The following is a 23,216-nucleotide window of genomic DNA, read 5'->3' as shown; positions in this document are numbered from 1 at the left end:
CCCGCGCCCCCGTTCGCGCTTACTCGGGGGTAGGCCTACCCGACCCCCTTGTTATACCGTCTGTCTAACAAGGGGGTCGTGGCGTGCCGCGCGTGGCGCCGCCGCGGGCCTTGCCCTGACGTCCGAGTCAAGGAGCAGCTCCATGGCACGCAGCACTGTTCGGCCGAGCACACAAGACCACTCCCCGGAGGGCGACATCGCCCGGCGGCTGCTCGACTCGGCCGCCGTCCTGGCGTACGACCCGGCCACCGAGGTCGACTGGGACACCCCGCTGGACCGCGACTGCCACGGCGCGAGCCCGGAGTGGAGCACGCTCTACGGCACCGCGTACTGGCGGGAGATGACCGAGGAGCAGCGCAAGGAGCTGACCCGCCAGGAAGCCGCCTCGGTCGCCAGTACCGGCATATGGTTCGAGATGATCCTCCAGCAGATGGTGCTGCGCGACGTCTACGCGAAGGACCCGACCAGCGCCGAGGTCCAGTGGGCGCTCACCGAGATCGCCGAGGAGTGCCGCCACTCGATCATGTTCGCCCGCGGCGCGGCGAAGCTCGGCGCGCCCCCCTACCGGCCGCACCGCCTCGCCGTCGAACTGGGCAGGGTCTTCAAGTCGGTTGCCTTCGGGGAGGCCGCCTACGCCGCGATCCTCGTGGCCGAAGAGGTGCTCGACGTCATGCAGCGCGACTGGATGCGCGACGAGCGGGTCGCGCCGTTCGTCCGCACCATCAACAACATCCATGTCGTCGAGGAATCACGGCACATGAAGTTCGCCCGCGACCAGACGCGCAAGCGCCTCGCGGGCGCGGGCCGGGTGCGCCGCCGGATCAACGCCCTGGTGATCGCCATCGCGTCGTACGTCATCGTCACCAGCATGGTGAACCGCGAGGTGTACGCGAACGCCGGGCTCGACGCGGAGCGTGCCCTCGCCGAGGCGAAGGCCAACGAACACCACAAGTCCATGATGCGCTCCAGCTGCGCCGGCCTCATGGAGTTCCTCGCCTCGTGCGGCCTGCTCACCAAACCGGCGCTGGTCTTCTACAAGCGCGCCCACCTCATCTGACCGGCACATGAGCAGATCCGCCGACCCGAGCCGATTCGAGCTGAGTCCCCGAACATGACCTACGCCATCACCCAGACCTGTTGCAACGACGCCACCTGCGTCGCCGTGTGCCCGGTCAACTGCATCCATCCCACGCCGCAGGAACGGGCGTTCGGCAGCACGGAGATGCTGCACATCGACCCCCGGACCTGCATCGGCTGCGGCGCCTGCGCCGACGCCTGCCCGGTCGAAGCGATCTTCCCGGTGGATCGCCTGCCCGCCGCCCAGCAGGAGTACGCCGCCATCAACGCGGCGTACTACGAAGAAGCCGAGGCGCCCGGACCCGAGCCCGAGGGGCCGAACTTCCACGCCTGGGGCGAGCCGGAGTTCCCGCGCGTCCTGCCCGCGGACTTCGCCCCGCTCAAGGTCGCCGTCGTCGGCACCGGCCCGGCCGGCATGTACGCCGCGCAGGACCTGCTGCTGCACACCAGCGCCGAAATCACTCTGATCGACCGGCTGCCCGTGGCCGGCGGTCTCATACGCTACGGCGTGGCGCCCGACCACCCCGCGACGAAGAAGGTCGGCGACACCTTCGCCCGCTTCCACGCGCACCCGAGAGTGCGGATGCACCTCGGGCTCGACGTCGGCACCGACGTCACCCCGCAGGAGATAGCCGCCCACCACGACGCGGTGATATACGCCGTCGGGGCGTCCGCCGGCCGCCGCCTGTCCATCCCGGGCGAGGAGCTGGCCGGAAGCGTCTCCGCGAGCGCCTTCGTCGCCTGGTACAACGCCCATCCGGACGCGGCGGAGGACGCCGTCGACCTGTCGGCGGAGCGCGTCGTCGTGGTCGGCAACGGCAACGTCGCCCTCGACGTGGCCCGCATCCTGCTCACCGACCCCGAGGCGCTGGCCCGTACCGACATCGCCGACCACGCCCTGGCGGCGTTGCGTGACAGCAAGGTCCGCGAGGTGGTCCTGCTCGCGCGCCGCGGGCCCGAAGACGCCGCGTACACCACGTCCGAACTGCTCGCCCTGAAGCATGTGCCGGGCGTCGAACTGGTCGTCGACGACCATGACCCGCGGATCGCCGCCGCTGTCGACGAGGCGGCCCCGCAGGGCAAGGCGGCCGTCCTGCGCGGCGTCGCGCGACGACAGCCGGACTGGGAGGCTCCGCCGGAGCCCGGCCGCCGCATCGTGCTGCGCTTCTACTGCGAGCCCCGCGAAGTGCTCGGCGAGGGCCGCGTGGAGGCCGTGCGCGTCGCGTCCGGCGCGGGGGAGCGGACCCTGCGCGCGGGCCTGATGCTGCGCGCGATCGGGTACCGGGGCGTGCCCGTCGCGGGGCTGCCCTTCGACGAGAGCACGGGGACGGTGCCGCACGAGGGCGGCCGGGTCACCGGGCAGCCGGGTACCTACGTCGTGGGCTGGATCAAGCGCGGGCCCACCGGCGGCATCGGCGCCAACCGCACCTGCGCCGCCGAGACGGTATCGACGCTCCTGGCCGACGCGGTAGCCGGAACGCTGCCCGCGCCGCACCACACGACGCGGGCCTTCCACCGCCTGGCCCGCCGCCGCAGCCGGCACGTGGTCGACGCCCGTGGCCTGGCCGCGATCGAGCGGACCGAGATCGCCCGGGGCAAGGAGGAGGACCGCCCCCGCGTCAAACTGGCCACGGTCCCCGAACTCGTCGCCACGGCCCGGTCAAAGCGGGTGAGCCTGCGGCGCTGACCGGTCCGGCCCTGGGCTGACACCGGTGGGCGAGGCCAGCACGGGATTCCTCCTCAAGGACCCCTTCGGTGACCCGACGCCTGATCGCCGAGTTCGCTCGTCGTGCTCGTGGCGCGTGGCCTCTCCAAGGCTCGTCAGTCCTCGATGGCCTCCTTCACCTCACCCAGGTCCACGAACTTGAAGTTGGTGGAGGGACGTTCGGCGTCCCCGGGGGCGTCATGGCCGTCCTGGACCACAAGCAGCCCGTTCGGGTACTTGCGGCCGAGCGGCGCGGCAAGCGCGGCGGCGCCGTCGCACTCCTCCGAGCCGTCGAGGGCGGCGGACGCCGCGGTGACGCGGAAACCGCCCTCGTACTCGTTGCCGTCGGACAGCTCGCGGTCATAGGCGGCGAAGGTGTCGTCGCCCTGGCTCGAAGCGAGGAGATGGCCGTCGCCGTCCGCCTCCGTGAGCAGTGTCAGCCCTTCGACATCGGCGGTCAGACGGGTGCCGCCGAACCCGGGGTCGGCGCCCGCGACGCACTCCTCGGTCCCTTCGTCGTAGGTGCCGGGCACGCCGTACTCACGGACCTTGTCGACGAGCTTCGGCGTGCCGGTCAGGTCGGCGCGCATCCGCCAGATGCCGACGTCCTCCTGGCCCGCGTACAGCATGCCGTTCGCCGGGTCGACCACCATGCCCTCGACCTGCGGGAGTTCGCCCGGCTCACCGCACGGAGACCACGAAGCGCCGTTCGGCAGGCGGAAGTCGGCGGGCAGGTCGATGGTGCGGATCTTGCGGTAGCCGACCTTGCCGTCGGCGCCGGGGGTGATTTCGAGCAGGGCGACGCTCGTCCGCTCCCGGCGGCTCACCAGGGCGTAGGAGCGGCCGGACGACTTGTCGGTCCAGGTCGCGAGGCCGTACGCGGTGCGCTGATCGTCGATCTCCTCCTGGGAGGAGGAGAAGACGGGCGGGGCGGAGGGGTCCGTGACGTCGGTGAGCGGGCCACCGGCGCGGTTCGCGTCGATGCGGTGGAAGCGGAGCCGGTCGCCGCCGCGGTCGCTGGTCACGGCGAGGTCGGCGCGGCCCGAGGGGAGGCGCAGGCCGTGGACCAGGTCGACGTTGTTGAAGCGGCCGGGCGCGTGGTCCGGGCCCGGTGCGGCGGGCGCGGGCACGGACTGCACCTCGCGGGCGTCCAGGTCGTACACGCGCAGACCGCCCTGCTTGGCGGTGGCGATGACCAGGCTGCGGTCCGGGTCGGCGGCGTTGCGCCAGATGGCCGGGTCGTCCGCGTCGGCGTCGCCGCCGGCCTCGTCGTCGTGCAGGGCCGGGGTCTCGGAGCGCGCGGTGACGGCGGGCAGCGCGGCGCGTGAGCCGTTGGGGGCGGCCAGCGCCTGGAAGGGGAGGGCGGTCACGGTGAGCGCCGCGACCGCCGTGGCGAGGGCGAGCGTCGTCGACCGTGCGGTGCGGGACGTGGCCATGTAACGGCTCCTTCTGGAGAGCGAGTTGCCGGAAAAGGGACGTGGAGAGCGTGTGATCTCCGCATGAAGACTTACCGCCAGGTAACGCGTCCTCAATTAGTGCAGGGCGTGAACAAACGGTGTCGCGGAGCGATCCCGTCCGGGCGGTCCAGGGGGCAGGCAGGCCATTGGGGCGATCCATCACTTTGATCTTCGTTTGGCCGGAAAACACCCATGAGTTCTGGCTATGCCGCACCGCGCACCTCCGCCGAGCCCGGACTCGCCGCGCCCGCCCAACGGGAAGATCGACCACCGGGCGCCGGACCGAGAGGCGCAGACGCCGACTCATGGCGTCCACCAGTGCGCCATATGACCCACATTTCGGGGACCGTTGGCGTGCCCCGCAGTTTTTCGGACGTGCGCACCCGATCGTGGTGCTGATATCCGGTCATGTGATCGCAATGGGGCGGCGATCTTTCTCCGATGTGCCACCTGAGTACGGGTTACGGATTACGTATTACGGATTCCACTTACGGTCGACATCTGGATGGGCGGGAATGATGGCTGCTGAGAACAGGGGCTTCCTCACGTCGCGCGGATTTTCCCCGGCGCGGCGGCGGGCGAGCTCCTCCCGGTGGAGCGGGCGCGCGGCATTCGGAGCGGTCACCAGCGCCGCGGGCGCCGTCCTGCTGGGCGCGACGTCGTCCAGGGCCGTGGCCCGGTCGGCGCCCACGGGCGGGCCGCCGCCGTCGGAGCGCATGCATGAACTGGACTTCCTGCTCGGGTCGCTGCGCTGCGTGTTCCGCACGGGCTCGATCCGCACGGCCCGGGTCCGTCCCATTCTGGGCGGCCATTACTACCAGCTGGATCTGACCCACGTACGGCCCCGGAAGAAGGAAAGGGTCAGGGGCAGCTGGGTGCTCGGCTGGGACCGGGTCGACGCCTCGTTCGTCTCCTACTACTTCGACGATGCCGGCATGCAGGGCACTTCGGCCTCCCCCGGCTGGCAGGACGGGCATTTCGCCCTCACCGGATCCTTCGTCCTCGGCGAGCCGGCACAGCGCGTGGTCATCAAGAGCGACATCACGCGTATCGACGAGGACCATTTCACCATCGAGGAGCACATCGAGAAGAACGGGAAATGGGAACTTCTCGACACCCAGGAATGCACCCGCAAGCGATAGCGGATGTCGCGGGCGGGGAAAGGAGAAGACCCCGGTCTCCTTGACGGAGACCGGGGTCTGTCGCGAGCGCTGGGCAGGCCTTGCACCTGCATCTCCCCACAGGAAGTGGGGCGCCTTTCCTTGGACCACCAACGCCGGGCCTGTCACCGGATGTCCGGCGGCGAGCTCAGGATTGATCATACCGTATGTCTGGGGTCAGCCCTCCAGGGCGGAGATCTCGGCCAGGGACAGGCCCAGTTCGTCGTGGAGGAACCGGACGACCGTCCAGTGGGGCAGGGCGTGCTCGTCGAACGGGCCGAACGTCGCGGTGTAGAGGGGGACCCACCGCAGCGCCTCCTCGGCGGCTCTCTCCCGGCCCGGTGCCGCCTGGTAGGCGTCGTACGCGATGCTCCGGTGGTGGATGAAGTGGCCGCCGGGGAGCCGCTGTTCGCACAGCTCCCGGTATTCACGGGTCTGGAGGATGAGGTAGTGCCAGATCTCGTCGATGTCCTGCTCGACGGGGAGGAAGAGGCCACCGAGCCGGTCGGGGTACCGCGAGACGAGGTAGAGATAGCGGAGGCATTCGCGGACCTGGTACGTGACGCGGGCGGCGTCCGGGGTGTTCGGAGTGGTGAAGTGCCGGACCACCTCGTCGTGCAGGGCCTCACCGAGCAGCTCTTGGGCGGTCGGAGCTGCCTCGGAGAGGGGAGCGGGGGCCGGCGGTGTCGCGGTCGGGCGCATGGCGGAGTCCTGTCGGGGCGTGAGGTCGGGCAGGGCTTCGGCGGGGTCTGCCGGGGGGCGGGGGGCTGTCAGGCCGGATCCGGGGTGGTCAGCCACGCGTACTTGCCCGAGCGGCCGATGGGAATGTGCTTCCGGTGCTCCACGGCGGCGGTGCGGCCCGTCAACGCGGCGACGGAGGCGGACAGTTCGGCCTCCCGGGCGGGGGTGAGCGGCGCGCCGTCGAACGTCGTGAACCACAGGCGGCAGTGGTCGTCACCGAGCAGATGGAGCTGGTGGAGGAAGACCTCCGGGCTCACGGCGGCGATACGGGCGTCCAGGTCGGCCTGGGCGACAGGGCCGTCGGGCGTGGCGAGGAGCTCCTTCTCGCGGCCGCAGAAGGAGGCGATCCGCCGCGCGTCGGCGCTTCCGTCGTGGGTGCGGACGCAGTCACCGGAGCGGTAGCGGACCAGCGGCATGTACGGGTTGCGGACACTGGTGACGATGAGGCTGTGGATGCCGCTGCCCGGCTCCACCGGGATCAACTCGACGCTCATCTCGTGCAGATAGGGCTGGTAGGCGCCCTTCGCGTCGCTGTAGAAGAGGTACCCCAGCTCCGTGCTGCCGAAGAGGTCGATGACGGGGCAGTCGAAGCGGTCGCGCAGGTGGGCGCGGACGTTCAGCGGCGTGTATTCGTAGGCGTGGACGATCCCCGAGGGCCGGGGGAAGCCGTCCCACAGGTCCCACTCGGTGACCTTGGCGACCAGATGGGCGAGGTGGTAGCCCGAGCAGTCCAGGAGGTACGAGCCCTGTGGGTGCGCGGCGCTGACCTCACGGATCTCCGCGAGCATCCGCTCGACCTCCGCGCGCTCCCACTCCGCCGGGTCCAGGCGGCGGTTGAGGTAGAGCGTCCGGTCGTCCAGCCACCGCTCTCCCGGAGTGGCGCCTGGCTTACGGGAGTTGACGCGGGCGACGTGCTCGGTGGCCAGAACGGTGGTCAGCGAGATCCGCCGGGCGCCGTCGTGCCACAGCGGGCCGAGGTCGGGGTGCTCGCTCCACAGCCGGTAGTAGGAGCGGAGCAGGAAGTACGGCGGCCGGATGAGCTGCATGCGGGCGTGGTTGGTCCCGGTGGACAGCACGAACTCGGCCTCGCCCGACTCCAGGGCACGTGCCAGCTCGGGGGTCATCCAGTTGTCGGGGAAGCCCCGGGCGATCTCCGGCTTCTCCAGGATCGGGAAGTCCCCGCGTTCCAGGGACGCGCGGTAGAGGGGGATGTCGCGGATGTGGTCCAGGACGTCGGCGCTCGGCATGGGGTTCAAGGCGGCTCCGGGGCGCGGGGGTGGCAGGGGCACAGGGCAAGGGGGCGGGGCCGCCGCCATGGCGTCGACGGCCGTGGCGGCGGCCCCGCGGGGTCACCGGGTCAGGAGATGCAGCCGGTCTTGCCGGTGGCGCTGATGCACCCGCTCTTCGGCGCCGCGCTGATGCAACCGCTCTTCGCGGCCTGCGTGGCGCCGCCTGAGGCCGAGTTGGCATCGACCCACTTCTGCCACACGGACTCTTCCGTCATGCGCTTGATGAGCTGCTCCATGGTGAAACCTCCATAGGTGATCGCTGGAAACGGGATGTGAGAGAGAAGAGAGAAGAGAGAAGAGGGCGTTGGCGGCCCCGCCCCGCGTCAGCTCCGTGCCTGCGCCTCGGCGGGCTCGTGCTCACGCCCGGGCCCGGCCCCGCGTCCGGGTTCGGAATCGCCCGTGAGGCCGGCGGAATCGGCGTCGGCGGCGCCCACCGGACGCGTCCTCATCCGCACCGCCTCCGTACCGCTGTCGTTGTGCCGCAACGCCCAGTTCTCCAGCGTCGTACGGCACGCGTGGTCCAGGTGGCGCACCACGGTCAGGTCCAGCTCGATGGGCCGGTCCTTGGGCATCGCCTCAAGGGCCTCCAGGATGCGCGGCAGCCTCAGGAACGTGGCGTTGCCGGTCAGGGTCACGATGAGGCGGCCGTCCGGCAGCTCCCGCTGGTCCACGTGGACATGGGAGGTGTCCCAGGCGGACTTGACCACCGCGAGGACCAGGCCGAGCACGACGCCCTCGAACATGTTCGTGACCAGGATGGCGATGGCCGTGGTGGCCAGGACGATGGCCTCGCCCCGGTGGGCCCGGGCGAGCGGGACGATCTCCTTGACGGGTATCAGCTTGAAGCCCGCGTGCACCAGGACACCGGCGAGGGCCGCCAGCGGGATGATGCCGAGCGCGGCGGGCAGCAGCACGGCGAACAGCAGCAGCCACGCGCCGTGCAGGATCCGCGAGAGCGGAGTGCGGGCCCCGGCCTGGACGTTGGCGGAGCTGCGGACGATGACCGCGGTCATCGGCAGGGCTCCGAGCACGCCGCACACCGTGTTGCCGACGCCCTGGGCGACGAGTTCCTTGTCGTACTGCGTGCGCGGACCGTCATGCATGCGGTCCACCGCCGCGGCGCTGAACAGTGACTCGGCTGAGGCGATCAGGGTGAACGCCAGGACGGTGCCGAGCACGGCGACACTGCCGAGGTCCGCCAGGTCCCCGAGACCCGGCGGCTGGATGGCGTCGACGAGGCCGCGTACCGTCACGGTCGCCACGTCCAGGCTGAGCCCGGCGACGGCGGCGGTGGCCAGCGCCACGGCGGCGAGCGGGGCGGGCACCAGCTTCGCGGCCGCGGGCACCTTCGGCCACAGCACGAGGACGGCGATGGTGCCGAGGCCGACGGCCGCGGCGGTCAGGGATGTGGTGCTGCCCAGGATGTCGCCGACCAGTCCGGGCAGCCCGGCTATCTTGTCGATCCCGGAGCGGGGCTGCTCCACCTCGGCCATGGTGTACAGCTGGCCGAGGATCAGCACGAGTCCGATGCCCGCCAGCATGCCCTGGACGACGGAGACGGAGATCGCGCGGAACCACCGGCCGCAGCGCAGCAGGCCGAGGGTGATCTGGAGCGCGCCGGTGAGCAGCACGATCGCGCCGAGCATACCGAGGCCGAACTCCTGTACGGCCTCGAAGACGAGCACGGTCAGACCGGCTGCGGGCCCGCTCACCTGGAGGGCGCTGCCCGGCAGGAAGCCGACGACGAGACCGCCGACGATGCCGGTGACCAGGCCCAGTTCGGCGGGGACCCCGGATGCCACGGCCACACCGACGCACAACGGCACGGCCACGAGGAAGACGACGAGCGAGGCGAGGATGTCCTGGCGCAGGACACCGGGCTCACGCAGCGCGCGGTAGGGGGAGAGGAAAGACGATGCGGGGGACATGAGGGTGGGAAGTCCTGTCGTGGGAGCGGGCAGGGCGGAGGGGCGCCGTGGAACTCACAGCGGACCGAACGCCGAGCGGCCGTCGGACGACTGACGGTGGGTGGAGACGATGCCGGTGTGCACCTCGTAGTACCAGGCGTGCAGGGTGAGCGAACCGTCGGCGACGCGCTCGCTCACGCAGGGGTAGGCGCGCAGCCGCTCCAACTGTGCGAGCACGTGTGCCTGCACCGCCTCCGCCACATCCGGTGAGGTCGGGGTGAGGGAGCGCAGGGCGTCGTCCGGAGCGACGGAGTGCTCCAGCCAGTCGCGCACGGCCGGCACGGCGGACAGGTCCTCGCCGCGCACCAGGGCGCCCACCGCGCCGCAGTGCGAGTGTCCGCAGACGACGATGTCGCGGACGCCGAGCACGCACACGGCGTACTCGATGGTGGCCGCCTCGCTCATCGGGCGGCCGTCGCGGTCGGAGTGACCGGCGGAGGGGTAGGGCGGTACGACGTTGCCCGCCGTGCGCAGTTCGAAGAGCTCGCCGGGGCGTGCGCCGGTGATCAGGGTCGGGACGACGCGTGAGTCGGAGCACGTGACGAACAGGGCTTCGGGGGACTGCCCGGCCTCAAGGGCCTCGAAGGCCGCGGCGTTCCCGGGGTCCGCGACGTGTGTCGCGGCGAATGAACGGGCGTTGTCGATCAGTGACTTCATGGTGGCCTGCCTCCTGCGTCTCTCCGGCGGCGCCGGGACGCGGTGTGGTCGGGTCGATGGTGACAGTAGGGGCGGAGCGGGCCGCTGGGTCGCAGCGGGCTCCTTTGGCGCCCCGGGCAACACAGCCTGGACGGCGGGTGTGTCTCTCACTTTGCCATTGCATTACGGTGAGATGACAGAGCAAATTCTTGCCAAAGAATGAGTAATAAGCGTCCCTGACCAGGGAATTGGTACGGACCTCAACCATGGGGTGCGGCTTTGTGTGCACGTGCTGTGGAGCATGTGGGGCGGTTCCGCTCACATGTCCTTGCGGCAGCGACGGCTCGACTGCGGATCGACTACAGCGCGCCTGCGGATCAACTACGGCGCGGGGACCTGCCGTTGTCCGCCGTCCCGGTCCAGCCGCTCCCGCAGTGTCCGCGTGAACTCCTCGGCGCGCGACAACTGGACCCGCAACCTCTCCACCTGTTCGGCCGCCTCTCGCTCGTATCCGCGTACCCGTTCCAGGAGGGCGTCCCGTTCGGGCGCCGACAGGGGCTCGGCGGAGTCCAGGCGGTCGGTGGCGTCCAGCAGGTCCCCCATCTGGTCCAGGGTGAAACCGAGCGGCTTCATGCGGCGGATCACCATCAGGCGGGCCACGTCCGACTCCGTGTAGAGCCGGAAGCCGCCCTGGGAGCGGGCGGAGGGCGGCACCAGCCCTGTCTCCTCGTAATGGCGGATGGTGCGCAGCGACAGTTCGGTCCGTGCGGCGACCTCGCCGATCTGCATGTGTTCGCCACTCATGCGGACGCCCTGCCCTTCTTCACGCCGATCTCTACCCTAACGTCAGAGTAGGGTGGGGGTGTGCACATGTCCCTGATGTCCGGCGCCTCCGCCTGCCCGCCGTGACGCTGCGCTCCTGAGCGGCCGCGCGGCTCCGGACCGCGCCCGCCGCCCCTCCTGCCTCGCCCGCCGCACGCGGGCTCCGCGGACGGCCGCCCCGGCCCTCCCGCGCCTTCCCGCACGTCTGCGGTGACGCAGGCGTGCCCGAGCACGACAGGTCGATCTCCTTGTCCACGCCGCCCCCGTCCACACTCGCCCCGGCCGCGCGCCTGCGCGGCCTGCGCCCCGACTGGCTGTCCGACCCGAAGGTGTGGCGCACCGAGATCCTGGCCGGACTCGTCGTCGCCCTCGCGCTGATCCCCGAGGCGATCTCGCTCTCGATCATCGCCGGGGTCGACCCGGCGATCGGCCTGTTCGCGTCGTTCACCATGGCCGTGACCATCTCGGTCGTCGGCGGACGCCGCGCCATGATCTCCGCCGCGACCGGCGCCGTCGCCCTGGTCATCGCCCCGCTCAACCGCGAGCACGGCCTCGGCCACCTCGTCGCCGCCGTCATCCTGGCAGGCGTCATCCAGATCGCGCTCGGCGCGCTGGGCGTCGCCAAGCTGATGCGGTTCGTGCCGCGCAGCGTGATGGTCGGTTTCGTCAACGCCCTGGCGATCCTCATCTTCGTCGCACAGATCCCCGAGATGCACGACGTGCCATGGGCCGTCTACCCGCTGCTCATCGGCGGCCTCGCGCTCATGGTGTTCTTCCCGAAGGTCACCAAGGCGGTCCCGGCCCCGCTCGTCTCCATCGTCATCCTCACGGTCATCACCGTCGCGGCCGGGATCGCGGTGCCGACCGTGGGCGACAAGGGTGACCTGCCGTCCGCCCTGCCCGTGCCGGGTCTGCCCGACGTGCCGTTCACGTTCGACACCCTCACCACCATCGCCCCCTACGCCCTCGCGATGGCGTTGGTCGGCCTGATGGAGTCACTGATGACCGCGAAGCTGGTCGACGAAATCACCGACACGCACTCGTCCAAGACGCGCGAGTCGATCGGCCAGGGCATCGCCAACATCGTCACCGGCTTCTTCGGCGGCATGGGCGGCTGCGCCATGATCGGCCAGACGATGATCAACGTGAAGGTGTCCGGCGCCCGGACGCGCCTTTCCACCTTCCTCGCCGGGTCGTTCCTTATGGTGCTCTGCATCGCCTTCGGGCCGGTCGTCTCCGACATCCCCATGGCCGCGCTGGTCGCCGTGATGGTGATGGTGTCGTTCGCGACCTTCGACTGGCACTCCATCGCCCCGAAGACGCTGAAGCGGATGCCCGCCGGGGAGATCACCGTCATGGTCGTCACCGTGGCCTGCGTCGTCGCCACCGACAACCTCGCCATCGGCGTCGTCGTCGGATCGGTCACCGCCATGGTCATCTTCGCCAAGCGGGTGGCCCACCTGGCCACCGTCACCCCGGTCGAGGCTCCCGACGGCACCAAGGTCGTCTACGTGGTCACCGGCGAGCTCTTCTTCGCCTCCTCCAACGACCTCGTCACCCAGTTCGACTACGCCACCGGCGCCGAGAAGGTCGTCATCGACCTGACCGCCGCCCACATCTGGGACGCCTCATCCGTCGCCGCCCTCGACGCGATCGAGACCAAGTACGAGCAGCGCGGCAAGACGGTCGAGATCGTCGGCCTGAACCAGTCCAGCGCCCGGATCCACGAGAAGCTCAGCGGCGAGCTCACCGGCGGCCACTGAGCCGTCCCTCCCGCCCCACCGTCCCCGGCCTGAACGACCACGTCCGTTTCACGGCCGCGCCCCCGGGGCACTCGACGGTCCCTCCCCGACGGGCGGCCGCACGGACCGGCCGGCGCGCGCGGCTCCCACCACGGCTCAAGTGGTGGGAGCCGCGCCCGCGGCGGAGGGTAGTAAGGGACGAGCAGGAGGCACAGCCGATGAGTGACACCCCCGGCGCACAGGACGGACAGGACCCGACCACGCGCCACCCCCAGCCCGACTTCCCGCAGCAGGACCAGCAGCCGCCGGGCTGGACGGGCCCCATGGACCCGCCGCCGGACCACGGCGAGGAGTCGTACCGAGGCAGCGGCCTGCTGAAGGACCGCAAGGCGCTGCTGACCGGCGGCGACTCCGGGATCGGCAGGGCGGTCGCACTCGCCTTCGCACGCGAGGGCGCGGACGTCCTCTTCACCCATCTGCCCTCCGAGGCGGGCGACGCCCGGGAAACGGCGCGCCTCGTGGAGGAGGCCGGTCAGCGGGCGATCGCGGTGCCGTGCGACATCCGCGAGGAGGAGCAGTGCCGCAGGCTCGTGGCCCGCGCGGTGGAGGAGTTCGGCCGGATCGACATCCTCGTCAACAACGCCGCCTACCAGATGTCCCAGCCGGAAGGCATCGGTGACATCTCCACGGAACAGTTCGACCAGGTGGTCAAGACGAACCTGTACGGCATGTTCTGGCTCTGCAAGATGGCCGTGCCGCACATCCCGGCGGGCGGGTCCATCATCAACACCACGTCCGTGCAGGCCTACAAGCCGAGCCCGCACCTGCTGGACTACGCCATGACCAAGGGCGCCATCGTCACCTTCACCCAGGGGCTCGCGCAGATGCTGGTCGACGACGGCATCCGCGTCAACGCCGTGGCCCCGGGCCCGGTATGGACCCCGTTGATCCCCGCGACGCTGCCCGACACCAAGGAGTTCGGCAAGCAGGCGCCGCTGGGACGGCCCGCTCAGCCCGCCGAGATGGCGCCCGCGTACGTCTTCCTCGCCTCCGAGCACGCGAGCTTCATCACCGCCGAGATCATGAACGCCACGGGCGGTACCCCGCTGCCGTGACACACCCGCCCCGCCGGACGGCAGCCGCTCGCCCTGCCGCCGCGACGACCGACCGACGACGGAAGGACAACGTGAGGAGGCGACCACCATCCGGTGGAGAAACGCGCTGATCCAGGATGTGACGGCCCTGTGGCGCTCCGCACGCAGGGCCGTCACGACCTCGGGACCGGAACGCGACACGACGGTCCAGTCGCTCAAGGCGGCCGGCGCGGGCGTACTCGCCTGGGCGCTGGCCGGCTGGTGGTGGAGCGCGCCGATGGCCCTCCTCGCGCCGTGGACGGCGCTCTTCCTCGTGCAGAGCACCGTCTACCGCTCGGTGCGCTCCGCGATGCAGCAACTCGCGGTGGTCATGTTGGGCACCCTGCTGGCCGCCGGCGCGGCGGTCCTCACGGGGAACAACTCGCTGGCCGCGATGGCGATCGTCCTGCCCATCACCGTGCTCCTGAGCACGTACGCCCGCTTCGGCACGCAAGGCGTCTACGCCCCGACGGCGGCGCTCTTCGTCCTCGCCTACGGGACCTACTCGGGCGTCGACATCCTGCACCGCCTCTTCGAGACCCTGCTCGGCGCCGTCATCGGCATCGCCGTGAACGCGCTGGTCCTGCCGCCGGTGCACGGCCGCGACGTATGGCACCTGCGCAGGCGGCTGCCGCAGGAGAGCGCCGACCTCCTGCACACCGTCGCGGACGGCATCGAGAAGGAGTCGTACGACCCGAAGAAGGCCCAGGGGTGGTACGACCGGGCACAGCGGCTCACCGACCTCATGACGGATCTGCGCACCGCGCGCCGCTGGACCGACGAGAGCTACCGCTTCAACCCCGGCCGCAAACTGCGCCGCTCCGTGCCCCATCCGCCGCCGCCCGACTGGGACTTCACCTGGGACAGGATCACGGAGCACATCAGGACCACCGTGCGCACCGTCGTCGAGACGCGCGAGGACCGGCCGTCCCTCGCCGACCTGCCGGCGGAGGCGCCGGGCATCCTGGCCGAACTGCTGCGCGCGGCGGGCGACGTGTGCGAGCTGGACGACAGCGACACCCGGGCCGCCGGGACCGAGAGCCCGCCGGAGACGGTGGATGACCGCAGGCGCGCCATGAGCGCGGCGGCGGCGGCGCACGACCGGTTGGCGCAGCTGCTCACGGACAGCCGCTACGAGGTCACACCCGCCCTGGGCGGGCTCATCGCGGACACCCAGCGGCTTCTGAGTGACCTGACGGCCATCGGGGGGAACCCGGAGGCCGAGAGCACGGACGGCACGGCCGGTACGGCCAGTACGGCCGGCACGGACAGCACGAGCAACGCGGTCGGGTGACGGGACGGGTGCGTGCGGCCTCGTGTGGCGTGCCGCACGAGATTGCGGTGGGCTGATGGACAAGAGATGGACAAGAGAACGACAAGCGCGGGGAGACCGCGCACGCACCGGCCCGGACGGGCCGGTCCAGGACGAGGAGGCATGACGTGGCCGTACGCCACCAGTTGGTCAAGAGTCCGCCCTCCAAGGTGTGGGAGGTACTGGAGGACGGGCGCCGGTACGCCGACTGGGTGGTCGGTACGCACGACTCCCGGCCGCTCGACACCACGTGGCCGGCGGTCGGCTCACGCATCGAGTACACCGTCCGGCTCGGCCCCTGGCAGGTCGGCGGACACACCGTGGTGCGCCATCTGGACAAGCCGCACCGCCTCGAACTGGAGGCGTACAGCGGGGCGCTCGGCACGGGCCGCATCGCCATCGAGGTGCGGCCCTGGGGCAAGCACACCCTGGTGATCGTCGACGAACACCCGCTCCAGGGGCCCGGCGGCGTGCTGCACAACGCCGCGGTCGACGCCCTCATCCAGGTCCGGCACCGCAGCATGCTGAGCCGCCTGGCGAAGCTGGTCGAACAGGGCGGCCGCCCCCGCGAACACGGGGGCACCCGCCAGACCGCCGAGGCCTAGCCCGCCTTCCGGACCGGCGGACCGAACGCCCGGCGGATCGAGAGCGAAGGGGAGTGGACATGCCGGACGCAGTGGTGATCGGCGCGGGACCCAACGGGCTGGTGGCGGCGAACGTCCTGGCCGACGCGGGCTGGAGCGTCGTCGTCCTGGAGGCCCAGGACGAGCCGGGCGGCGCCGTGCGCAGCGACCGCGGCGTGCACCCGGACTACGTGAGCGACGTGTTCAGCGCCTTCTACCCGCTGGCCGCCGCCTCGCCGGTCCTCGCGGCCCTGGAGCTGGAACGCGAGGGCCTGCGGTGGGCCCACGCCGAGCACGTACTGGCGCACCCCCTCTCGGACGGGCGCTGCGCGGTGCTGAGCCGTGACCGCGCCCGGACCTGCGCGTCGCTGGACGCGTTCGCCGACGGCGACGGAGCGAGCTGGGAACGCCTGTACGGCATGTGGGAGAACCTGCGGGAGCCGCTGATGGGGGCCCTGTTCACGCCGTTCCCGCCGATCCGCTCCGGGATCGGCCTCGCCGCGCGGGTCAGGGCGGGCGGCGGTCTGCGCGTGGCCCGCTCGCTCGTGCTGCCGGTACGCCGGCTGGGCGAGGAGGAGTTCGGGGGCGAGGGCGGGCGACTCCTGCTGGCGGGCAACGCCCTGCACGCCGACCTGGCCCCCGAGGCGGCGGGCAGTGGCGGCTTCGGCTGGCTGATGTCCATGCTCGGACAGACGCATGGCTTTCCCGTGCCGGCGGGCGGCTCGGGCGCGCTGACCGACGCCCTGGTGCGGCGGCTGAACCGGCGGGGAGTGAGTGTCCGCTGCGGCGAGCGCGTCACCGAGGTGGTGGTGCGCGGCGGCCGGGCGGTCGGTGTGCGCACCGCGTCGGGGGAAGGGGTCGTGGCGCGCAAGGCGGTGCTGGCCGACGTCGCCGCCCCCGACCTGTACGGACGCCTCGTCGACGCGGCGCATCTGCCCTCCCGTCTCCTGGACGACCTGCGCCGCTTCCAGTGGGACTTCGCCACGTTCAAGGTCGACTGGGCGCTGGCCCGGCCGATCCCCTGGTCGGCCGAGGGCGCGCACGGGGCGGGCACGGTCCATGTGGCCGAGGGGGTGGACGAACTGACGCGGTTCGCCGCCCAGATCGCGCGGGGCCTGGTGCCGGACAGGCCGTTCGCCCTCGTCGGGCAGATGACCACGGCGGACGCCGCGCGCTCGCCGGCCGGGACCGAGTCGGCGTGGGCGTACACCCACGTCCCGCAGCGCATCAAGGGCGATGCCGGGGAGGACGGCCTGACGGGCACGTGGGACGAACGGGAGGGCGAGGCGATGGCCGACCGGGTGGAGGCGCAGATCGAACGGCTCGCCCCCGGCTTCCGCGAACAGATCCTGGCCCGGCGCGTCCTGACACCCGCCACCCTCGAAGGCATGAACGCGAATCTGCGCAACGGCGCGATCAACTCCGGTACCACCAGCATCCACCAGCAGCTCGTCTTCCGTCCCGTCCCCGGCACCGGCCGCCCCGAGACCCCGGTGCCCGGCCTCTACCTCGCCTCCGCCTCGGCGCACCCGGGTGGCGGGGTACACGGGGCGCCGGGTGCCAACGCCGCGCGCGCGGCCCTGCGTGCCCGCTTCGGAGGGGGTCTCCTCTTCACGGCGCAGCGGGCGCTGGGCCGCCGCGACCGAAGGGGCCAGGAGTCGGGGAACACGTGAGCCGCGCGGCCGGGACCATGGGTGCGCCGGTGTACGTGATCAGGCCCGCGGCCGCGCGGGTGCCTGGTCTCCATCTCGCGTTCGCCTCGGCGCACCCGGGTGGCGGGGCGCACGGGGCGCCGGGTGCCAACGCCGCGCGGGGCGCCCTGCGTGCTGTGCCGGTGTGCGCGTTCAGGCCCGCGGCCGCGCGGGTGCCTGGTCTCCATCTCGCGTTCGCCTCGGCGCACCCGGGTGGCGGGGTGCACGGGGCGCCGGGTGCCAACGCCGCGGGGGCCGCCCTGCGTGCTGTGCCGGTGTGCCCGATCAGGCCCGCGGCTGCGCGGGCGTTCCGGTCTCTCCCTCGACGACCCTGAACTGCGCGCCGTCCGGGTCCCGCAGCGTCGCCCACGGCGGGCGCGCGTGCAGGTCCTGGTCGACCACGTGCCCGCCGGACTCGGCCGTGGCACGCACACACGCCTCGACGTCCGGGACGGTGAAGTGGACCTGCCAGTGCGGGCGTACGGCCGGGTCGGGGTCCGCCTCGACGGCGCCCGAACTGAGCCGGGCGGCGGGCCGGCCCCCGCTGTAGACCACCACCTCGTCCTGCTGGTAGAGCACCTCGCAGCACTCGGGACGCCCGCACGCCCAGTCCAGGACCTCGCCGTAGAAGATCGCGGCGTCGAAGGCGTCGCGGGTGCGCAGGCGCAGCCAGGCGGGCGCCGAGTGGACCCCGCTGCGCCAGCTGGTGAGGATCTCGCCCTCCCAGATGCCGAAGACGGCGCCGTCGCGGTCCGACAGCAGGGCCGCGCGCCCGTTGGGGAAGGGGATCGGTCCCACCGCGGTCGTCCCGCCGCGCTCCCGGACGCGGCTCACCGTCTCGTCCGCGCTCAGCACCGCGAAGTACGGCGTCCAGGCCACGGCGATCTGGAGGGAGGACGCGATGGCGCCGACCCCGGCGACGGGGTCGCCGTGGGCCGTCGCGACGGAGAACTGCTCGCCGAGCTTGGCCGGCCGGAACCGCCAGCCCATCACGGCCCCATAGAACCTTTGTGCGGTGGTGAGGTCTCGTGCCGTCAGGCTGACCCAGCAGGGTGCCCCGACCGCCGCCTCACTCAGCACCGACCCGGTCCTGGCACCCCGGGCGTTCCCGCCCGAGGCCCGAGAGACGTCCGGAGCCGGAGGGATCCTGTTGTCGTGGTGCATGTGCAACCCGTCCTGGAAATCGAGGCGCCCTGAAGAACCGGCCTGGCACCTGTGCTTTCGGGCTCAGCGGGAGGCTCGGCGCCCTGCCGCCCTTCAGTGTGGGCAAAGGGGCGGGCGCCGCGCCACTCGACGCGGGCTCACCGCCTCTTGGCCGCCCGGTCCGCCGATCCGGTGATACGACGCCGGGCGAGGGAGGGCCGGGAGAGCAGCAGCAGACCGTGCGCCTCGACGGTGACCTCGCCGCCCGCCTTGTGCTCGGCCTCCTCCGAGAGGCCGAGCGGGTCCGTGGTGTCGATCCGCGACGACCAGCGCTCCCCGTACGTGGCGCCCGGCAGACGGAAGACGACCGGCTCCCGGTAGCTGTTCAGGAGGAGCAGGAACGAGTCGTCCACCACCGGCCTGCCACGCGAGTCCGGCTCCGCGATCGCGTCGCCGTTGAGAAAGGCGCAGACGGCGTGGGCGTCGCCCCGCTGCCAGTCGGCCTCCGTCATCTCGCGCGCGTCGGGCCGCAGCCACACCAGGTCCGGCAGCGGCTGGCCGTCGTGCGTCGCGGTCTCCCCGCGGAAGAAGCGGCGCCGGCGCAGCACCGGGTGCGCGGCGCGCAGCGCGATGGCCCGCCGGGTGAATTCGACCAGGTCACGCTGTTCGTCGTCGAGGTCCCAGTCGATCCAGGAGATTTCGTTGTCCTGGCAGTAGGCGTTGTTGTTGCCCCGCTGCGTGCGGCCCAGCTCGTCGCCATGGGCGAGCATCGGGATGCCCTGCGAGAGCATGAGCGTGGCGAGAAAGTTGCGCTGCTGGCGCGCGCGGAGCTCCAGGACGCCCTCGTCGGTGGTGGGCCCCTCGACGCCGCAGTTCCACGAACGGTTCGTGCTCTCGCCGTCCCGGTTGTCCTCGCCGTTGTCCTCGTTGTGCTTGTCGTTGTACGAGACCAGGTCACGCAGCGTGAAGCCGTCGTGCGCGGTCACGAAGTTGATGCTGGCGCGCGGCCGGCGGCGATCGTGCTGATACAGGTCGGAGGAGCCGGTCAGCCGGGAGGCGAACTCGGCGAGGGAGTGCTCCTCGCCGCGCCAGAAGTCCCGTACCGAGTCGCGGTACTTGCCGTTCCACTCCGACCACAGGGGCGGGAAGTTGCCGACCTGATAGCCGCCCTCCCCTACGTCCCACGGCTCGGCGATGAGCTTGACGCGGCCGACCACCGGGTCCTGCTGGACCAGGTCGAAGAAGGCGGACAGCCGGTCCACCTCGTAGAACTGGCGCGCGAGCGTGGCCGCCAGGTCGAAGCGGAAGCCGTCGACGTGCATCTCCGTGACCCAGTACCGCAGCGAGTCCATGACGAGCTGCAGGACGTTGGGATGGCGCATCAGCAGACTGTTGCCGGTGCCGGTGGTGTCGAAGTAGTGCGCCGGGTCGTCCTGCGCCAAACGGTAATACGAGGCGTTGTCGATGCCGCGGAAGGCGAGGGTAGGGCCGTTCTCGTTGCCTTCCGCCGTGTGGTTGTAGACCACGTCGAGGATCACTTCGAGCCCGGCCGCGTGCAGCTTCTTCACCATCGACTTGAACTCGGTGACCTGCTCGCCGCGGGAGCCGCGCGCCGCGTAGGCGTTGTGCGGGGCGAAGAAGCCGATGGAGGTGTAGCCCCAGTAGTTGGACAGACCGCGGTCGCGCAGGAAGCCGTCCTGCACGTACTGGTGCACCGGCATCAGCTCGACGGCGGTCACCCCCAGCGCGAGCAGGTGGTCGATGACCGCCTCCGTGGCGAGACCGGCGTACGTACCGCGCAGCTCGTCGGGGACCCCTGGATGGGTGAGGGTCAGGCCGCGCACGTGCGTCTCGTAGATCACGGTGTCGGCGTACGGCCGCCTGAGCGGCTGATCGCCCTCCCAGGGGAAGGACGGGTCGGTCACCACCGAGAGCATGGTGTGACCGGCGCTGTCGGCCGGGTCGGGTCCGTCCGCCGCGCGCTCGTAGAGGGCCTCGTGGTTGTCGATCTGCCCCTCGAACGCTCTTGCGTAGGGGTCCAGGAGCAGCTTCGCGGGATTGCACCGGTGGCCGGCGGCGGGGTTCCAGGGGCCGTGCACCCGGTAGCCGTAGCGCTGGCCCGGCCCGACTCCGGGCAGGTAGCAGTGCCAGACGAAGCCGTCGACCTCCGAGAGGGTGACGTCGCGGTGGGTGCCGTCCTCGTGGATGAGTACGAGGTCGACACGGTCGGCGATCTCGCTGAACAGGGCGAAGTTGGTGCCTTCGCCGTCGTAGGTGGCCCCCAGGGGGAAAGGCCGTCCGGTCCAGGTGCGCACGCTGCTGCCTCCGTACGGATGAGCGTGGTCGGGTCAGTCCTCAGCGCCCGGGGCACGTCCGAAGACGCCGACGGGCCGCGGCTTCCCGGCCGGGGTCGCCGCGGCCTGTGGCGCGCTGCCGCGTGAGCAGGGCGCTCACATCGCGGACGGCGTACGTGACCCGGGAGCCGACGCTGTGGTTCGCTCCACCATCTTCGGCCAAGATCCGCCGGACCGCTGGGCGGCGCCCGGAGCGGAGCCGATGGTCACCGGCTCCTCCTCCGCCGGGGCCGCGAGCGCGGAGACGGGCACCTCGCGCGGCAGTTGGCGCGCCGTACGCAGCGTGGGCGCGGGCGGCGTCGGGGCGAGCGGGGCGCGCTCCGGGCACCGGGCGCGGTGCGAGAACCAGATGATCTTGCCGTTGGTCCCCGGGTAGTTGCCCCAGCCGTCGCTGAGCGCCGCGATCTGCGCCAGGCAGCCCTGCGGCCCGTAGTGCGGGCGAGGGAGGTCGGGCTCGTTGTCCGACACGGCGGTGATGAGGTGCTGACCGTTCCACCACATCTCGACCACGGCGTTCTTGTCCGTTCCGTGTTCCTCGATCGCGCCGAGCAGTACACCGGCGCAGTGGCACACGGGTTCGACGAGAATCCCCAGACCCCAGTGCCGGAGATGTGCGGCCAGAATGCGCCTGACCTGATCGATCCTCTCCGGGCTGATCTCCACCTCGAGGTGGTAGTAACAGGGGATTGCAGTCTTCATCGCGCTTGGCTCCTCTCAGCGAAGCCCCGGTCTTCATCGGCTCTGTGAGCCGAGCCCCGAGCACGAAGCGTGAGCAGTGATCGCTTCTGAGTAGTCCCAGGGTGAGAGCGCTGCTCCATTCGTGCAACACGAGCAGGTCAGACCTGGTCGTTGAAGATCCAACAGGACGCTGCGTGGTCACACGTGCACCATGGGTCGGGAAGCTTGACCGGCGAAACACGCCCATTCCTCTACGTGCGCCGCGGCCCGGCACCAGCCAGGTGCGCCGTGCGTACGTCCGGAGAACGAGAAGGTGACCAGCGTGATGCTGCTGCCTACGAAAGCTGAGGTCGCGCGGCATCTTGACCAGTACCGGGCATGGGAGCGGCTGTTGCTCGCGGACCCGGCGGACCGCGCCGTGCGGACGCACTTCGAGAACACCGCGTACACCCTGTGCGTGCTGATGGGTGAGCTCACCGCACGGACCGCCGCCGACGCGGCCGAGCACTACCTCGGCCTGCGGCCGGCGCGACGGCAGCAGAAGGCGACCGGCGTGAAGTCGTCGGTGGTGCACGGAAGTTGTCTTCGACCCGTACGTCCGAGCGTGGCAGAGGAGAGAGCGATGACCACAGGCCCGCACTCGACCCCGGCCGCGTCGGTGCGCTCTTCGGCGCTGCGTCCGTCGGAGGTGCGCTCATCGGAGGCGCGCTCAGCGCCGGTGCGTTCAGTGGAGGCGCGTTCAGGGGAGGTGCGCTCGTCGGTGGTGCGGGAGCCGGTCTCCCGTCCCGCGCCGGTTCTCACGGTGCCGATCCTCGACGTCCGCCCGGTGCTCGACTGCGGCCGGCGCCCGGTGAAGGCGGTGCCGGGGGAGACCTTCCAGGTCACGGCCACGCTCTTCGGCGAGGGGCAGGAGGCGGTCGGTGCCAACGTCGTGCTGCTCGGCCCCGACGGACGAAGCGGCCCCTGGACGCCCATGCGCGAACTGTCCCCCGGCAGCGACCGCTGGGGCGCGGGCGTCACCCCGGACGCGGAGGGCCGCTGGACGTACGCCGTGGAGGCATGGGCTGATCCGGTGACCGGGTGGCGCAGGACCGCCGAGGTCAAGATCCCGGCCGGTATCGACACCGAAGTGACCCTCGAAGAAGGGGCGTTGCTGTTCGAGCGTGCCGCGGATGGAGTGCCGGACGGCACGGACCGCCGGACGCTGCGGGCCGCCGCCGAGGCGCTGCGGGACGAAGTGCGCCCGCCGGCCGACCGCCTGGCGGCGGCGCTCACACCGGAGACGGGCGCCGTCCTCGCGCGGCACCCCCTAAGGGAACGCGTCACCCGTTCGGACGCCCTGCCCCTGCTCGTGGAGCGGAAGCGGGCGCTGTTCGGGTCGTGGTACGAGTTCTTCCCGCGCTCGGAGGGTGCGGTGGTCCGTGCGGGCGAGCCGCCGGTCCCGGGTACGTTCCGCACGGCCGCCGAGCGGCTGCCCGCCGTGGCGGACATGGGGTTCGACGTGGTGTATCTGCCGCCGATCCACCCGATCGGCACCACCCACCGCAAGGGCCCGAACAACTCCCTGTCCCCGGGCCCGCACGACGTGGGCGTGCCGTGGGCGATCGGTTCGCCGGAGGGCGGGCACGACGCCGTGCACCCCGACCTCGGGACGCTGGACGACTTCGACGCCTTCGTGCGGCGTGC

At 71.4% G+C, this 23,216-nt stretch carries 19 protein-coding genes; 9 read left to right on the top strand and 10 right to left on the bottom strand.

The window, feature by feature from the left end:
* Positions 1-142 precede the first annotated feature (142 nt).
* Entirely contained in the window at positions 143-1,057 is a 915-nt protein-coding gene (locus ACF062_RS33025) for a diiron oxygenase (RefSeq protein ID WP_392143274.1), read from the top strand.
* Positions 1,058-1,111: 54 nt separating this feature from the next.
* Entirely contained in the window at positions 1,112-2,764 is a 1,653-nt protein-coding gene (locus ACF062_RS33020; protein WP_392143273.1) for an FAD-dependent oxidoreductase, read from the top strand.
* A gap of 134 nt (positions 2,765-2,898) precedes the next feature.
* Here the strand turns inward: ACF062_RS33020 and ACF062_RS33015 are convergent, their stop codons facing one another.
* Entirely contained in the window at positions 2,899-4,218 is a 1,320-nt protein-coding gene (locus tag ACF062_RS33015; protein ID WP_392143272.1) for a phytase, read from the bottom strand.
* A gap of 737 nt (positions 4,219-4,955) precedes the next feature.
* Between ACF062_RS33015 and ACF062_RS33010 the strand changes: the two genes are divergently transcribed.
* Positions 4,956-5,381 (top strand): DUF1579 family protein, encoded by a 426-nt coding sequence (locus ACF062_RS33010; protein WP_392143271.1) that lies wholly within the window; start codon positions 4,956-4,958, stop codon positions 5,379-5,381.
* A 195-nt stretch (positions 5,382-5,576) separates the two neighbouring features.
* Here ACF062_RS33010 and ACF062_RS33005 read toward each other — a convergent pair whose 3' ends face one another.
* The 6 genes from ACF062_RS33005 to ACF062_RS32980 form a co-directional block, all read right to left on the bottom strand.
* Positions 5,577-6,101: a hypothetical protein gene (locus ACF062_RS33005; RefSeq protein ID WP_392143270.1), complete on the bottom strand. Its 525-nt coding sequence runs from the start codon at positions 6,099-6,101 to the stop codon at positions 5,577-5,579.
* A 68-nt stretch (positions 6,102-6,169) separates the two neighbouring features.
* Positions 6,170-7,387 (bottom strand): hypothetical protein, encoded by a 1,218-nt coding sequence (locus tag ACF062_RS33000; RefSeq protein ID WP_392143269.1) that lies wholly within the window; start codon positions 7,385-7,387, stop codon positions 6,170-6,172.
* A 110-nt stretch (positions 7,388-7,497) separates the two neighbouring features.
* Positions 7,498-7,665, bottom strand: coding sequence for a hypothetical protein (locus tag ACF062_RS32995; protein WP_223773159.1), 168 nt, complete (start codon positions 7,663-7,665; stop codon positions 7,498-7,500).
* Between the two features lie 87 nt (positions 7,666-7,752).
* On the bottom strand, positions 7,753-9,357 hold the full coding sequence (locus ACF062_RS32990; RefSeq protein ID WP_392143268.1) for a SulP family inorganic anion transporter: 1,605 nt from the start codon (positions 9,355-9,357) through the stop codon (positions 7,753-7,755).
* Between the two features lie 54 nt (positions 9,358-9,411).
* Positions 9,412-10,053 (bottom strand): carbonic anhydrase, encoded by a 642-nt coding sequence (locus ACF062_RS32985; protein ID WP_392143267.1) that lies wholly within the window; start codon positions 10,051-10,053, stop codon positions 9,412-9,414.
* 360 nt (positions 10,054-10,413) lie between these two features.
* Positions 10,414-10,836, bottom strand: a complete 423-nt coding sequence (locus ACF062_RS32980) for a MerR family transcriptional regulator (RefSeq protein WP_392143266.1) — start codon at positions 10,834-10,836, stop codon at positions 10,414-10,416.
* 239 nt (positions 10,837-11,075) lie between these two features.
* Between ACF062_RS32980 and ACF062_RS32975 the strand changes: the two genes are divergently transcribed.
* The 5 genes from ACF062_RS32975 (at position 11,076) to ACF062_RS32955 (ending at position 17,337) form a co-directional block, all read left to right on the top strand.
* On the top strand, positions 11,076-12,617 hold the full coding sequence (locus ACF062_RS32975; protein WP_392143265.1) for a SulP family inorganic anion transporter: 1,542 nt from the start codon (positions 11,076-11,078) through the stop codon (positions 12,615-12,617).
* Positions 12,618-12,814: 197 nt separating this feature from the next.
* On the top strand, positions 12,815-13,711 hold the full coding sequence (locus tag ACF062_RS32970) for an SDR family oxidoreductase (RefSeq protein WP_392143264.1): 897 nt from the start codon (positions 12,815-12,817) through the stop codon (positions 13,709-13,711).
* 118 nt (positions 13,712-13,829) lie between these two features.
* The gene (locus ACF062_RS32965; RefSeq protein ID WP_392143263.1) at positions 13,830-15,023 is read left to right on the top strand and encodes an aromatic acid exporter family protein; all 1,194 of its coding nucleotides are present in this window, start codon (positions 13,830-13,832) and stop codon (positions 15,021-15,023) included.
* A 146-nt stretch (positions 15,024-15,169) separates the two neighbouring features.
* Entirely contained in the window at positions 15,170-15,646 is a 477-nt protein-coding gene (locus ACF062_RS32960) for an SRPBCC family protein (protein WP_392143262.1), read from the top strand.
* A 59-nt stretch (positions 15,647-15,705) separates the two neighbouring features.
* Positions 15,706-17,337 (top strand): phytoene desaturase family protein, encoded by a 1,632-nt coding sequence (locus ACF062_RS32955; protein ID WP_392143261.1) that lies wholly within the window; start codon positions 15,706-15,708, stop codon positions 17,335-17,337.
* Between the two features lie 303 nt (positions 17,338-17,640).
* On the opposite strand, the gene ACF062_RS32950 is transcribed toward ACF062_RS32955, so the two are convergent.
* The 3 genes from ACF062_RS32950 to ACF062_RS32940 form a co-directional block, all read right to left on the bottom strand.
* Complete coding sequence (locus tag ACF062_RS32950; RefSeq protein ID WP_223773151.1) at positions 17,641-18,519, bottom strand: VOC family protein; 879 nt, start codon at positions 18,517-18,519, stop codon at positions 17,641-17,643.
* A gap of 137 nt (positions 18,520-18,656) precedes the next feature.
* Positions 18,657-20,813 carry a glycogen debranching protein GlgX gene (gene glgX / locus ACF062_RS32945; RefSeq protein WP_392143260.1) on the bottom strand — a complete coding sequence of 719 codons (2,157 nt, stop codon included), beginning with the start codon at positions 20,811-20,813 and terminating at the stop codon, positions 18,657-18,659.
* Positions 20,814-20,948: 135 nt separating this feature from the next.
* On the bottom strand, positions 20,949-21,551 hold the full coding sequence (locus tag ACF062_RS32940) for a pep a2 (RefSeq protein WP_356576071.1): 603 nt from the start codon (positions 21,549-21,551) through the stop codon (positions 20,949-20,951).
* A gap of 304 nt (positions 21,552-21,855) precedes the next feature.
* Between ACF062_RS32940 and ACF062_RS32935 the strand changes: the two genes are divergently transcribed.
* Positions 21,856-23,216, top strand: a 1,361-nt coding sequence (locus ACF062_RS32935) for a maltotransferase domain-containing protein (protein WP_392143259.1), incomplete at its 3' end; no start/stop codon positions are given.

Origin of the sequence: Streptomyces sp. NPDC015345 (genome assembly GCF_043078805.1) — a bacterium.
In the GTDB taxonomy this organism is placed as follows: domain Bacteria; phylum Actinomycetota; class Actinomycetes; order Streptomycetales; family Streptomycetaceae; genus Streptomyces.
The sequence above is the reverse complement of the archived record's forward strand: the minus strand, read 5'-3'. Positions and strand labels throughout refer to the sequence as shown.

Coding starts and splice junctions, on each gene's coding strand:
- ACF062_RS32980 (WP_392143266.1), bottom strand. CDS start 10,836: ATGAGTGGCGAACACATGCAGATCGGCGAGGTCGCCGCACGGACCGAA.
- ACF062_RS32985 (WP_392143267.1), bottom strand. CDS start 10,053: ATGAAGTCACTGATCGACAACGCCCGTTCATTCGCCGCGACACACGTC.
- ACF062_RS32970 (WP_392143264.1), top strand. CDS start 12,815: ATGAGTGACACCCCCGGCGCACAGGACGGACAGGACCCGACCACGCGC.
- ACF062_RS33010 (WP_392143271.1), top strand. CDS start 4,956: ATGCATGAACTGGACTTCCTGCTCGGGTCGCTGCGCTGCGTGTTCCGC.
- ACF062_RS33000 (WP_392143269.1), bottom strand. CDS start 7,387: ATGCCGAGCGCCGACGTCCTGGACCACATCCGCGACATCCCCCTCTAC.
- ACF062_RS32940 (WP_356576071.1), bottom strand. CDS start 21,551: ATGAAGACTGCAATCCCCTGTTACTACCACCTCGAGGTGGAGATCAGC.
- ACF062_RS33020 (WP_392143273.1), top strand. CDS start 1,112: ATGACCTACGCCATCACCCAGACCTGTTGCAACGACGCCACCTGCGTC.
- ACF062_RS33005 (WP_392143270.1), bottom strand. CDS start 6,101: ATGCGCCCGACCGCGACACCGCCGGCCCCCGCTCCCCTCTCCGAGGCA.
- ACF062_RS32950 (WP_223773151.1), bottom strand. CDS start 18,519: ATGCACCACGACAACAGGATCCCTCCGGCTCCGGACGTCTCTCGGGCC.
- ACF062_RS32995 (WP_223773159.1), bottom strand. CDS start 7,665: ATGGAGCAGCTCATCAAGCGCATGACGGAAGAGTCCGTGTGGCAGAAG.
- ACF062_RS32955 (WP_392143261.1), top strand. CDS start 15,706: ATGCCGGACGCAGTGGTGATCGGCGCGGGACCCAACGGGCTGGTGGCG.
- ACF062_RS32990 (WP_392143268.1), bottom strand. CDS start 9,357: ATGTCCCCCGCATCGTCTTTCCTCTCCCCCTACCGCGCGCTGCGTGAG.
- ACF062_RS33025 (WP_392143274.1), top strand. CDS start 143: ATGGCACGCAGCACTGTTCGGCCGAGCACACAAGACCACTCCCCGGAG.
- ACF062_RS33015 (WP_392143272.1), bottom strand. CDS start 4,218: ATGGCCACGTCCCGCACCGCACGGTCGACGACGCTCGCCCTCGCCACG.